The sequence below is a fragment of the Pseudomonas sp. NFXW11 genome (genome assembly GCF_049887815.1).
Lineage (GTDB): Bacteria > Pseudomonadota > Gammaproteobacteria > Pseudomonadales > Pseudomonadaceae > Aquipseudomonas.
In genome coordinates this window covers 334,282-346,152 of sequence record NZ_JAGEKI010000003.1, presented here as the reverse complement: position 1 = coordinate 346,152, position 11,871 = coordinate 334,282, and the positions used below count along the sequence as shown (strand labels likewise).

Annotated in this window: 14 protein-coding genes; 3 read left to right on the top strand and 11 right to left on the bottom strand. The window is 61.6% G+C overall.

All coding sequences use genetic code 11. The features are described from left to right. Positions 1–4: 4 nt before the first annotated feature. The 6 genes from J4P02_RS07295 to ubiE all read right to left on the bottom strand — a co-directional run bounded on the left by J4P02_RS07295 (position 5) and on the right by ubiE (position 4,113). Positions 5–286, bottom strand: coding sequence for a twin-arginine translocase TatA/TatE family subunit (locus J4P02_RS07295; RefSeq protein WP_426188901.1), 282 nt, complete (start codon positions 284–286; stop codon positions 5–7). 25 nt (positions 287–311) lie between these two features. Next, the gene (locus J4P02_RS07290; RefSeq protein WP_426188900.1) at positions 312–644 is read right to left on the bottom strand and encodes a phosphoribosyl-ATP diphosphatase; all 333 of its coding nucleotides are present in this window, start codon (positions 642–644) and stop codon (positions 312–314) included. Position 645: 1 nt separating this feature from the next. Next, on the bottom strand, positions 646–1,038 hold the full coding sequence (gene hisI / locus J4P02_RS07285; protein ID WP_016962735.1) for a phosphoribosyl-AMP cyclohydrolase: 393 nt from the start codon (positions 1,036–1,038) through the stop codon (positions 646–648). Positions 1,039–1,118: 80 nt separating this feature from the next. Next, complete coding sequence (gene ubiB / locus J4P02_RS07280) at positions 1,119–2,723, bottom strand: ubiquinone biosynthesis regulatory protein kinase UbiB (RefSeq protein WP_426188899.1); 1,605 nt, start codon at positions 2,721–2,723, stop codon at positions 1,119–1,121. Next, positions 2,720–3,343, bottom strand: coding sequence for a ubiquinone biosynthesis accessory factor UbiJ (locus tag J4P02_RS07275; RefSeq protein WP_426188898.1), 624 nt, complete (start codon positions 3,341–3,343; stop codon positions 2,720–2,722). Before J4P02_RS07275 ends, ubiB begins: the two co-directional genes overlap by 4 nt. Next, entirely contained in the window at positions 3,343–4,113 is a 771-nt protein-coding gene (ubiE, locus tag J4P02_RS07270) for a bifunctional demethylmenaquinone methyltransferase/2-methoxy-6-polyprenyl-1,4-benzoquinol methylase UbiE (protein WP_068589310.1), read from the bottom strand. The genes J4P02_RS07275 and ubiE overlap by 1 nt, the downstream gene beginning before the upstream one ends. A gap of 155 nt (positions 4,114–4,268) precedes the next feature. On the opposite strand from ubiE, the gene J4P02_RS07265 reads away from it, so the two are divergent. The 3 genes from J4P02_RS07265 (at position 4,269) to J4P02_RS07255 (ending at position 5,890) form a co-directional block, all read left to right on the top strand. Further along, the gene (locus tag J4P02_RS07265) at positions 4,269–4,544 is read left to right on the top strand and encodes a polyhydroxyalkanoic acid system family protein (RefSeq protein WP_426188897.1); all 276 of its coding nucleotides are present in this window, start codon (positions 4,269–4,271) and stop codon (positions 4,542–4,544) included. Between the two features lie 130 nt (positions 4,545–4,674). Continuing rightward, positions 4,675–5,097 (top strand): phasin family protein, encoded by a 423-nt coding sequence (locus J4P02_RS07260; RefSeq protein WP_426188896.1) that lies wholly within the window; start codon positions 4,675–4,677, stop codon positions 5,095–5,097. Positions 5,098–5,107: 10 nt separating this feature from the next. After that, positions 5,108–5,890 (top strand): phasin family protein, encoded by a 783-nt coding sequence (locus tag J4P02_RS07255; protein WP_426189010.1) that lies wholly within the window; start codon positions 5,108–5,110, stop codon positions 5,888–5,890. Positions 5,891–5,971: 81 nt separating this feature from the next. Here the strand turns inward: J4P02_RS07255 and J4P02_RS07250 are convergent, their stop codons facing one another. The 5 genes from J4P02_RS07250 to J4P02_RS07230 all read right to left on the bottom strand — a co-directional run bounded on the left by J4P02_RS07250 (position 5,972) and on the right by J4P02_RS07230 (position 11,742). Next, entirely contained in the window at positions 5,972–6,592 is a 621-nt protein-coding gene (locus J4P02_RS07250; RefSeq protein WP_426188895.1) for a TetR/AcrR family transcriptional regulator, read from the bottom strand. A 63-nt stretch (positions 6,593–6,655) separates the two neighbouring features. Continuing rightward, positions 6,656–8,338 (bottom strand): class II poly(R)-hydroxyalkanoic acid synthase, encoded by a 1,683-nt coding sequence (gene phaC / locus J4P02_RS07245; RefSeq protein WP_426188894.1) that lies wholly within the window; start codon positions 8,336–8,338, stop codon positions 6,656–6,658. Between the two features lie 108 nt (positions 8,339–8,446). Next, positions 8,447–9,313, bottom strand: coding sequence for a poly(3-hydroxyalkanoate) depolymerase (gene phaZ, locus J4P02_RS07240; RefSeq protein WP_426188893.1), 867 nt, complete (start codon positions 9,311–9,313; stop codon positions 8,447–8,449). A 130-nt stretch (positions 9,314–9,443) separates the two neighbouring features. Further along, the gene (phaC, locus tag J4P02_RS07235) at positions 9,444–11,123 is read right to left on the bottom strand and encodes a class II poly(R)-hydroxyalkanoic acid synthase (RefSeq protein WP_426188892.1); all 1,680 of its coding nucleotides are present in this window, start codon (positions 11,121–11,123) and stop codon (positions 9,444–9,446) included. Between the two features lie 241 nt (positions 11,124–11,364). After that, entirely contained in the window at positions 11,365–11,742 is a 378-nt protein-coding gene (locus J4P02_RS07230; protein WP_426188891.1) for a gamma-butyrobetaine hydroxylase-like domain-containing protein, read from the bottom strand. Positions 11,743–11,871: the final 129 nt, after the last annotated feature.

Below are 11,871 nucleotides of genomic sequence, written 5' to 3'. Positions count from 1 at the left end.
GTGCTCACGAGTCTTTGCGGGTCGGCTCTTCGACTTTCTGCGCCTGCACATCGATGGTGTGCGGCTGGTTCAGCGGGGCGCTGTGCTGTGGCTGCGCCGGAGGCACGGGTTGCGCGGCGGGCGGTACCACGGGCTCGGCGGGTTTCTCGTCGTCGTTCATGGCCTTGCGGAAGCCCTTGATCGATTCGCCGACGTCGGTGCCCAGGTTCTTGAGCTTCTTGGTGCCAAATACCAGTACCACGACCACCAGGATGACGATCCAGTGTTTCCAGTCAAAAATGCCCATGCTGCGTTTCCTCTTAGAAAGTTGTTCAGGCGGACGGGCGCGAGGCTTTCTCGGCGTGTCCGGACAGACCGAAGCGGCGATCCAGTTCATCGAGCACGGCCTGGGGGTGCTGTCCCAGCTGTGCCAGCATCACCAGGGTGTGGAACCACAGGTCCGCGGTTTCGTAGATCACATCGCTGCAGTCGCCGCTGAGGGCGGCGTCCTTGGCGGCGATGATGGTTTCCACCGATTCTTCGCCAACCTTTTCCAGGATCTTGTTCAGGCCCTTGTGATACAGGCTGGCCACGTAGGAGCTGTCGGCGGCTGCGTCTTTACGCTCTTCCAGCACCTGGGCCAGACGGGTGAGGGTATCGCTCATGTCAGTGTCCTGCAGAATAGATCGCGTGCGGGTCCTTGAGGACCGGTTCGACGGTTTTCCACTCGCCATCTTCAAAGACGCGGTAGAAACAACTGTGGCGGCCGGTGTGACAGGCGATATCGCCGATCTGCTCGACCATCAGGATGATCACGTCAGCGTCGCAGTCCAGGCGCATTTCGTGGAGCTTCTGCACATGCCCGGACTCTTCGCCCTTGCGCCATAGCTTGCCACGGGAACGTGACCAATAGATGGCGCGGTTTTCAGCGGCGGTCAGGCTCAGGGCCTCGCGGTTCATCCAGGCCATCATCAGCACCCGCCCGGTCTTGTGATCCTGGGCGATGGCCGGCACCAGGCCGTCCGCATCCCATTTGATCTGGTCCAGCCAATCTTTCATTTTCGACTCCGACAACCGGGCTCTACCCGCTGGTGACGCCTCGGCGATTGCGACAGTTTGCCAGCAGGTCGCGCCACTGGCTATCGGCGAACGATCAGATACAGACCCACCGCGATCATGATCCCGGCGGGCCAGTGGCCCAGCTCATGCAATGGCCCGCCCGCGGCGAGGATGGCCCCGCCACCCAGGTGGGCAGTGCCCAGCAGGCGCAGGAACCAGTCGTCCTTGCGCCTGCGCCAGGGCGCCGGAGGGTCGGCGGCGTGGGGCTGGGACATGCGCTCCAGCAGATCGCGGGTCATGTTGGCCAGGTGCGGCAGCTGTTCGATCTGGCTGTGGATATTGCCCAGCACGGCCTTGGGGCTGACTCGCTCGCGCATCCAGCGTTCGAGGAACGGCTGCGCGGTGTTCCACAGGTCCAGCTCCGGGTACAGCTGGCGGCCCAGGCCCTCGATATTGAGCAGGGTCTTCTGCAATAGCACCAGCTGCGGCTGCACTTCCATATTGAAGCGGCGGGCGGTCTGGAACAGGCGCATCAGTACCTGGCCGAAGGAAATATCCTTCAGTGGTTTTTCGAAGATCGGTTCGCATACGGTGCGGATCGCCGCTTCGAATTCGTTGAGCTTGGTCTCCGCCGGCACCCAGCCGGAGTCGATGTGCAACTGGGCCACGCGGCGGTAGTCGCGCTTGAAGAAGGCGAACAGGTTGCGCGCCAGGTAGTCCTGGTCTTCCGGGGTCAGGCTGCCGACGATGCCGCAGTCGATGGCAATGTACTGCGGGCTCCAGGGCTGCACGGTGCTGACGAAGATGTTGCCCGGGTGCATGTCGGCGTGGAAGAAGCTGTCGCGGAACACCTGGGTGAAGAAGATCTCCACTCCGCGCTCGGCGAGCATCTTCATATCGGTGCGCTGGTCGGCCAGGGTTGCCAGGTCGGTGACCTGGATGCCGTAGATGCGCTCCATCACCAGCACTTTCGGCCGGCACCAGTCCCAGTAGACCTGGGGCACATAGAGCAGCGGCGAACCTTCGAAGTTGCGCTTGAGCTGGCTGGCGTTGGCCGCCTCGCGCAGCAGGTCGAGCTCGTCGTAGATGGTTTTCTCGTAGTCGCTGACCACGTCCACCGGGTGCAGCAGGCGTGCGTCGGCGGAGAGCTTCTCCGCCGCTCGGGCGAGGATGAACAGCCATGCCAGGTCCTGGGCGATGATCGGCTTGAGCCCGGGGCGGATCACCTTGACCACCACTTCCTCGCCGCTCTTGAGCTTGGCGGCATGCACCTGGGCCACCGAGGCCGAGGCCAGGGGCTCGATATCGAAGCGGCTGAACACGTCGCTGATCTTCTTGCCCAACTGCTCTTCGATCAGGGCCACGGACTTCTGCGAATCGAATGGCGGCACTCGGTCTTGCAGCAGCATCAGCTCGTCGGCGATGTCTTCGGGTAGCAGGTCGCGACGGGTGGAGAGGATCTGCCCGAACTTGATGAAGATCGGCCCCAGGTCCTGCAGCGCCAGGCGCAGGCGGGCGCCACGGCTCAGGTCCAGCGGCTTGCGCGGGAACCAGCGCCAGGGCAGGGCGAAGCGCAGGGCCAGGAGGAACCAGGGCAGGGGCAGGTTGAACAGCAGGTCATCGAGGCGGTAGCGGATCACGACGCGCTGGATGCGCAACAGACGGCGGACGGCAAGCAGCTTCATGCGTTATCGCTTGGGTCAAGGGAGCGGGAAAGGCGCTCGAAGCGCGCCTCGAGACGTTCCAGGTCGATTTTGGCCTGGTCCAGTTGGCGAAAGCGCGCTTCGGCTTCGTGCCGGCCCACCAGGGCCCGTGACTCTTCGGCGAGAAACTCGGCGAGGTTCTGGTTGAGGCTGGCAAAGCCTTGCTGGTACCAGCGGGCGCGGCTGCGCACATGGCCACTGAACAGCTGGGTGGCCACCGGGCCGAGCCAGCGTGAGAGTTCGTATTCCCAGTCGAGCTCCAGGTCCTGGAGGATCGCCGCCAGCTCCAGCAGCACGCCGCTGTCGCCTTCCAGTTCCACCTCGGGGCCATGCAGGATGGCGGTCTTGTCCTTGCTCAGGGCCAGGCGCAGCAGGCTTGAAGCCGGTGCGCGCAGGGTGCAGTCGGGGTCTGCGGCCCACTGGCTGGCGAGCATCAGGCCTTCGTCACTGGGCAGGATGAACAGCCGCAGTGCCGGGCTGCGGCAGTCCACGGCAATCACCTGGCCGGTGAGGTGTTGCAGCCGCGGCAGGGCCGTGCTGTCCAGACGCAGCACCCGATTGATGCCGGTCTCGACACTGGCGAGCAGGCCGCTGAGCAACATCAGGGCTTGATGCCACGGTGCAGGGCGACGATGCCTGCGGTCATGTTGTGATAGGTCACACGGTCGAAACCGGCCTCGACCATCATCGACTTCAGGGTTTCCTGGTTGGGGTGCATGCGGATCGATTCGGCCAGGTAGCGGTAGCTTTCCGAGTCGTTGGTGATCAGCTTGCCGGCCAGGGGCATGAAGGCGAACGAATAGGCGTCGTAGACCTTGGACATCAGCGCGTTGGTGGGCTTGGAGAATTCCAGCACCAGCAGGCGGCCGCCAGGCTTGAGCACCCGCAGCATGGAACGCAGGGCGTCTTCCTTGTGGGTCACGTTGCGCAGGCCGAAGGCGATGGTCACGCAGTCGAAATGGTTGTCCGGGAAGGGCAGTTTTTCCGCATCGGCCTGGACGAACTCGACGTTGCCGGCCACGCCCAGGTCCAGCAGGCGGTCACGGCCGACCTTGAGCATGGATTCGTTGATGTCTGCCAGCACCACCTGGCCGGTAGGGCCTACCAGGTGCGAGAAACGCTTGGTCAGGTCGCCGGTGCCGCCGGCGATGTCCAGTACGCGATTGCCGGGACGCACGCCCGAGAGTTCGATGGTGAAGCGTTTCCACAAACGGTGCATGCCGCCGGACAGTACGTCGTTCATCAGGTCGTACTTGGCTGCTACCGAGTGGAACACTTCGGCGACTTTTTCCGCCTTCTGGCTTTCCGGAACGTTCTTGAAGCCGAAGTGCGTGGTGGGTTCGGCATCGCTGCCTTTGCGCTGATCGGTCATATCGCTGTCACCAAAAAAGAATGCGGGACATTCTAATGCCGGTGGCGGGCTTTGTCTTGGCAAGGCTGAAGGTAAGATAGCGATCCGCCGGGACCTTTTGACGCACACAGGGTCAAGATGCTCCAGGCAAGTCCGTAAACAGCAGGAGTCCTTCGATGGCCCGTATTAGTGTTGAACGTGCCCATGGCCTGGGTAAGCAGGCAGCCCGTGAAAAGGCCGACCAACTGGCGCAGAAGCTGGCCAGTCAATATGGCCTGGAGCCCCAGTGGGCGGGCGATACCCTCAACCTCAAGCGTTCCGGGGTCAAGGGTGCGGTGCATGTGGGCGAATCGTCGATCCGCATCGATGTGGAACTGGGCCTGTTGATGTCGGCCATGGGCGGCACCATCAAGTCCGAGATCGAGAAGGCCCTGGACAAGGCCCTGGCCTGATTCCGGCCGGAGTGCCGGCATGGATTGATGACAGTCGTTAGGGTGCCGATTCTAATTTTTCTCTCTAGGTTGTGCCTCAGGTCCCCGCTCCGGGGGCAGTTCCTCAAACCTTCTGCGCGTGAGGTGCACCATGGCCAAAGTCATTTTGAAGAAAAAAGTTGATGTGCAATCGACTCCCCTGAGCGAAGTCAAATCCTATGCCCGCAAGATCTGGCTAGCTGGCCTGGGGGCCTACGCCAAGATTGGCCAGGAAGGCAGCGAGTACTTTCAGGAGTTGATCAAAGAGGGTCAATCCGTTGAAAAGAAAGGCAAAAAAGTCGTCACTGAACAACTTGAAGCGGCCAACACTCAGATAGACAGCGTCAAGGGTGATGTCAGTACGTTCAAAGGTCGGGTCGAAGTGCAGCTGGACAAGGTCGAGAAGGCCTTCGACTCGCGCGTCGCCAGTGCCTTGAATCGTATCGGCATTCCGTCTAAACATGATGTCGAGACACTCTCTGCTAAGCTCGATGAGCTGACTGCGTTGCTCGAACGTGTCGCGCGTAAACATTAAGGAGAACGGGATGGCTGGTAAAAAGAATACTGAAAAAGAAGGCAGCTCGTGGATCGGGAAAGTCGAAGAGTACTCCCGTAAAATTTGGCTTGCTGGTTTAGGCGTGTACTCGAAAATCGACTCCGACGGCAGCAAGCTTTTCGAGTCCCTGGTCAAGGACGGCGAGAAAGCCGAGAAACTGACCAAGAACGTAGTGGGCAAGAAAGTCGAAGCCGCCAAGGATTCCGCCAGTTCGGCCAAGTCGCGTATCAGTGATGTCAAGGATCGCGCGCTGGGCAAGTGGGATGAGCTGGAAGGGGCTTTCGACAAGCGCTTGAACAGTGCCATTTCGCGCCTGGGCGTGCCGAGCCGCAATGAAGTGAAGGCCCTGCATGAAAAGGTCGATACCCTGACCAAGCAGATTGAAAAACTCACCGGTGCCAAGGTTGCGCCAGTGGCGGCCAAGGTTGCTGCTGCCAAACCGGCCGCCAAGCCTCTGGCCAAGCCGGCGGTCAAGGCCGCTGCCAAGCCTGCAGCGAAAACCGCCGCAGCGAAACCGGCAGCCAAACCTGTTGCCGCCAAACCAGCAGTGAAGACCGCTGCTGCCAAGCCTGCCGCCAAGCCTGCGGCGAAACCGGTCGCGGCCAAGAAGCCAGTGGCCAAAAAGCCTGTAGCGGCCAAGCCAGCTGTGGCCAAGCCGGCAACCGCGGCTCCAGCAGCTGCGGCCAGCTCGGCGAATTCCGCCGCGGCACCTGCTCCAGCTGTCACCCCGACTGCCGCTTCGGCTCCAGCCACGGCAAGCAGCCAGTCCTGATTTATCAGGCCTACAAAAAACGCCCAGTCGGCAACGACTGGGCGTTTTTTTTTCGCGACCATGGGTGTTTTCTAGAGCGAACTAGTCCTGCTCATCCAGATAGCGCAAAGCCATTTGTTCGGTGGCCAGCTTCGCCGGCGGCAGCAGGTGCGGTGCCACCAGCATCATGATCTGGTAGACCACTAGGCGCACTTCACCTTCGCGATCGAGAATCCGCTGGTAATCCAGGGAAAACAGCAAGGTCATGGTGATTTGTTCCACCAGTTGCCCCAGGGCCTGGGTGCCGCTGACCAGTTGCCCCATGGCTTTCAGCCGGGCCAGTAGCGAGGCCAAGGTGCGCTTGAGGGCGTTGAGCAAGTTGCGGATACCCTTGGCCAGTTTCGGCAGGCGGCTGGCCAGGTTGGACAGGTCCTGGAACAGAAAGCGGTAATGGGCCAGGCGCTCGACTATCAGGTGCAGGAACAGCCAGTAATCCTCCGGTGCAAGCTGTGCATCGGACGGTGGATCCAGCAGGGGCGTCAGCTCGTTCTGGAAGCGCTCGAACAGGCCAAGTACCAAGGGTTCCTTGCCATGGAAGTGGTAGTAGAGGTTGCCCGGGCTGATGCCCATTTCATTGGCCACTTCCATGGTGGAGACATTGGGTTCGCCCTTTTGGTTGAACAACTGCAGGGCACATTCGAGTATCCGGTCGCGGGTCTTCATCCTGACTTCTTGTCGGTCCATTGAGGGGTACGACTCCGCCATGGAGCCGTGTGGCTGGGCGTTTCAGCGTATGTGCACGTAGGTGCCCGGTGCGGCCTCCATCGGTGGGTAATTCTGGTTGCCGAGGGTGGCCAGGCTTTCGCGCTGGGCGCCGGAGCGTTCCTGGACCCAGGTCAGCCACTGGCTCCACCAGCTGCCGTCGACATGCCGGGCATCGTAGTACCAGGCCCGGGGGTCGCTGCTGAGCTTGGGGTTCTCCACGTAGTTGGCCTTGGGGTTGCTCGGCGGGTTGAGGATGCTCTGGATATGGCCGCTGTTGGACAGCACGAAGCGCCGCTCGCCGCCCAGCAGCAGGGTTGAGCGATACACCGCGTCCCAGGGGGTGATGTGGTCGTTGATACCGGCGACGCTGAAGCTGTCCACCGTGACTTTCTGCAGGTCGATCGGCGTGCCGCAAACCTCCAGGCCGCCCTCGTGGCTCAGCGGGTTGTGCTTAAAGAAATCCAGCAGGTCGCCATGCAGGGCGGCGGGCAGGCGGGTGCAGTCGTTGTTCCAGTAGAGGATGTCGAACACCGGTGGCTGCTTGCCCAGCAGGTAGTTGTTGACCCAGTAGTTCCAGATCAGGTCGTTGGGGCGCATCCAGGCGAACACCTTGGCCATGTCGCGACCCTCCAGCACACCTTGCTGGTAGGAGCGGCGCTTGGCGGCTTCCAGGGTCTTCTCGTCGGCGAACAGGGTGGCCGGGCTGTCCAGCTGGCTATCCAGCATGCTGACCAGGTAGGTGGCACTGGCCACCCGACGCAACTGCCGCTTGGCTTGCAGATGGCCCTGCAGGGCAGCGATGGTCAGCCCTCCGGCACAGGCGCCCACCAGGTTGACCTCACGGCTGCCGCTGATGGAACGGGTGGCGTTCAGCGCTTCCTCGGCCGCTTCGACATAGCTCGATAGGCCCCACTCGCGATGGCGCACATCCGGGTTACGCCAGCTGATCATGAACACCTGCAGGCCATTCTTCAGGGCGTACTGGACGAAGCTGTTGGCCGGGCTGAGGTCGAAAATGTAGTACTTGTTGATTTGCGGCGGCACGATCAGCAGTGGCTTGGCGTACTGTTTTTCGCTCATGGGGCTGTACTGGATCAGCTCCAGCAGTTCATTGCGAAACACCACCGAGCCCGGCGTCGCGGCCAGGTTCCTGCCCACCTCGAAAGCGTGCTTGGTCACCTGGCTGGGCAGTCCATTGTTGTGCAACAGGTCATTGAACAGGTTGCCGATACCGCGGACCACGCTGTTGCCCCCGGTGTTGAAAATCTCCTTCAGTGCCAGGGGGTTGAGCAGGGTGTTGGACGGGGCCACGGCATCGTTGAGCAGCGAGAAGGCGAAGTGCGCCCGGGCCCGATCGTCTTCGCTCATGCCACTGTCGTCGATCCAGTGACGGACCTGTTTCTGCCAGCTCAGGTAGGCTTGCAGGCCCCGCTTGTAGAAGGGGTTGAGGCTCCAGGTCGGGTCGGCGAAACGGCCATCCTTGGGGTTGGGCTTATGCAGCGTCTCGCCCAGCAGCACCCGTCCCAACTGCCCGCCCAGGGCCAGGGTGTGACGGGCGCTGTGCACCGGGTTGCGCAGGCTGTAGGCCGCAATGCTGCGCAATGTGGAGAGCAGGTCGCGACCGCGCAGCCCGGTGATTGCACTTTGGGCGGTGATGTAAGTCGCCGGAGAGGGCAGCGCGCCCTGCGCAGGTTTGTCTTGCATGAGTCAACACTCCTTCGTCAAAACACTAACAAGCAGACCGATCCAAGACAGACAACATAGTCGGTCCTGGCCCTTCTTGCGCGCGACGATCCTGTCGACAGTTATCTTTTACTTCACGGGACGCGGACGCACAGGTTCGGGATGCGGATGCATCACCGCCCTCTGCCGCTCCTCCTGGAGGAACTTCATGATGATCGGCGCCACGGCCTCGGCGCGAGTGATCAGGAACAGGTGGCCGTCGTCGATGATGTGCAGCTGGGCATTGGGAATTCGCCAGGCCAGCATGCGCATGTTGATCAGCGGAATCAGCGGGTCATCGTCACCGGCCAGCACCAGGGTTGGCTGATGGATCTTGTGCAGCCAGTGGATGCTGGTCCAGCCCAGGCCCGCGAACAGTTGCCAGTAGTAGCCCAGCTTGCCGGCCGAGCGCACCTTGGCCGCATGTTCGGCCGCCAGGTTCGGGTCGCGGCGGAACGAGCCGCCATAGATCAGCGGGGCGATGCGGATCACGTGGGAGGGCTGCACATAGCGCCGTGGGCTGGCCATCATCCACAGCACCTTGGGTTTGCCGGGCACCATGAAGGCACCGGCGGCGGTGGCCGCCAGCACCAGTTTCTTGCAGCGCTCGGGGTAGTCGTAGGCGAATTGCTGGGCCAGGGCGCCGCCCCAGGAAACCCCCACAGCGTTGACCTGGCCATAGTCCAGGTAATCGAGCATGCGTGCGGTCAACTTGGCCAGGCCGGGAAACCTGTAAGGGTGGGACGGCGTCGAGGAACCCCCGACACCGGGTACGTCGAAGGCGATGACTTCAAGGTCCGGGTCCAGGGCCTGGACAAAAGGGAACACCAGCTCCAGGTTGGCGCCGATGCCATTGAAGATCAGCAGCGGCGTCAAGTGCGGCTTGCCGGGGCGTACCGCGGTGCGGATGGTCTGGCCATCCAGGTCGACGGTACGAAAGATGAAAGAGTGTGGCATGCCTTAGCCCTGTGAATTGAACCATTGGAGGTGCCTTCCCGGGCGCCCTCCGTATTTCCTGAGGCCAGGCCTCGTACCAAGAATAGGGCTTGGCGGCACTTCCCGGTGCCGCACCGTTCAATGCCTGGATTCAACGTTCGTGAACGTAGGTCCCCGGCGAGGCCTCGGCGGCCGCGTACTTCTTGTTGCCCAGCACCTCCGGCGCCGGCTTCAGCTCGCCCGAGCGTTGCGCCTGCCAGGCCTGCCAATGCAGCCACCAGGAGTCGGTGTGCTTGACCGAGTTTTCCTGCCACTGATCAGGGCAGCTGGGCATTTCGCTGCTGGTCATGTAGCGCGCCTTGGGGTTGCCCGGTGGATTGAGGATGCTCTGGATATGACCGCTGCTGGAGAGCACGAAATCCACATGGCCGCCGAACAGTTGCGCCGACTTGTAGCAAGACTTCCATGGGGTGATGTGGTCGTTGGTACCGGCCAGGGAGAAGATGTCGGCGGTGACCTGTTTCAGGTCGATCGGCGTGCCGCACACTTCCAGTGCATTGGGCCGGGTCAGTGGGTTGTTCTTGAACATTTCGATCAGGTCGCCATGGAACGCCGCCGGCAGGCGAGTGGTGTCGTTGTTCCAGAACAGGATGTCGAACACCGGAGGTTCGTTGCCCAGCAGGTAGTTGTTGACCCAGTAGTTCCAGATCAGGTCGTTGGGACGCATCCAGGCAAAGACCTTGGCCATGTCGCGGCCCTCGAGCACCCCGGACTGATAGGAGTGGCGCTTGGCCGCCTCCAGGGTCTGTTCGTCGACGAACAGCGCCACCTGGGTATCCATCGTAGTGTCCAGGACGCTGACCAGCAGGGTCAGGGCGTTGACCTTCTGCTGCCCCAGGGCGGCATAGTGGCCCAGCAGCGCGGTGCAGGTGATGCCGCCGGAGCAGGCGCCGAGCATGTTCACATCCGAGCTGCCGGTGATGGCACAGACCACGTCGACCGCTTCCTTGAGCGCCTCTATATAGGTCGACAGGCCCCACTCGCGCTGGGCCTTGGTGGGGTTGCGCCAGCTGACGATAAAGGTCTGCACGTTATTGCGCAGGCAGAAGCGCGCCAGGCTCTTGTCCGGGCTGAGGTCGAAAACGTAGAACTTGTTGATCTGTGGCGGCACCACCAGCAGCGGGCGCTCATGCACCTGCTCGGTGATCGGCCGGTACTGGATCAGTTCCAGCACATCGTTGCGAAACACCACCGCGCCTTCGCTGGTGCCCAGGTTCTTGCCCACTTCGAAGGCGTCCATATTGACCTGGCTGGGCATGCCGCCGTTGTGCACCAGGTCCTTGGCCAGGTGGGACAGGCCATCGAGCAGGCTCTTGCCGCCGGTTTCGAAGAAGCGCTTGACCGCCGCGGGGTTGGCCGCGGTGTTGGTCGGGGCCATGGCCTCGGTCATCAGGTTGATCACGAAGTGCCCGCGGCTGATGTCCTGTTCCGACAGGTTGCTGGCGCCGATCCAGTCGTGGAGTTCCTTGCGCCACGCCAGGTAGGTTTGCAGATAACGTCGGTAGAGGGGGTTCTGGCTCCAGGCCGGATCGCTGAAGCGACGGTCATCGCTTTCCGGTTGCAGGGCCGATTTGCCAAACATCACGTTCTTCAGCTCCAGGCCGAAATGCGCGACGTGCTTGACGCTGTGAACGGGTTGTTTGATGGCCTGGGCAAGCACCATTCGGGCAGAGGTAAGCAGATCCTTTCTACGCAAGCCGATGACTGGATTGAGCCCCAGGGTGTTTTCCGAGGCTTGGCGTTTCAGGTCATCGTTGTTCTTGTTACTCATCTACGACGCTCCATTGTCCTGAGACGAGTACCGGACCAGCTGTGCAGTTACACAGCATGACGCCAGGTACTACTGCTCGGGTGACCGATAATTCCGCACCGTGGGAAATGCAGGGAACTTGCCAGCTCCATTGGTTACCCGAGTTTTATTTTTTCCGCAAGCGGGCCATTCATTGGCCACACAGTCCCGCATTCAAACAGATGAAATTAGAAAATGCCCTCTAAACAGCCGGACGCTTGAGCTAGAGCATCAGCTTGACGATCGACTCGTCCGGATCACGGGATTTGCCGGCAGCCTGGAGTTCCGCCAGATAGTCGTTCCACAGATCGTCCTGGCGCAGCGCCAACTGGTACAGGTAGTCCCAGGTGAACAGTCCGCTGTCATGGCCGTCGTCGAAGGTCAGTTTTAGTGCGTACTGGCCGGCGGCTTCGATCTTGCTCAGGCCGATGCCGAGCTTGCCGAATTGCAGGATGGGTTTGCCGTGGCCCTGGACCTCGGCGGAGGGCGAGTGCACCCGCAGAAATTCCGCAGGCAGGTGATAGACCTCGTCCGTCCCGTAGGTCAGGGTCAGAGTCTTCGAGGCTTTGTGCAGGTTGATGGCGGTGGGCAGGCGGGTCATGGTTCGAATCTCTTTAGCGTCAAGCTGCAAGCTTCAAGCTACAAGAAGTGATATTCAAGCCATCGCAAGAAATCAGTGGGTTGCCGCGCTGCAAGCGACACGAATCTGCCTGTCGCTTGCAGCTTGCAG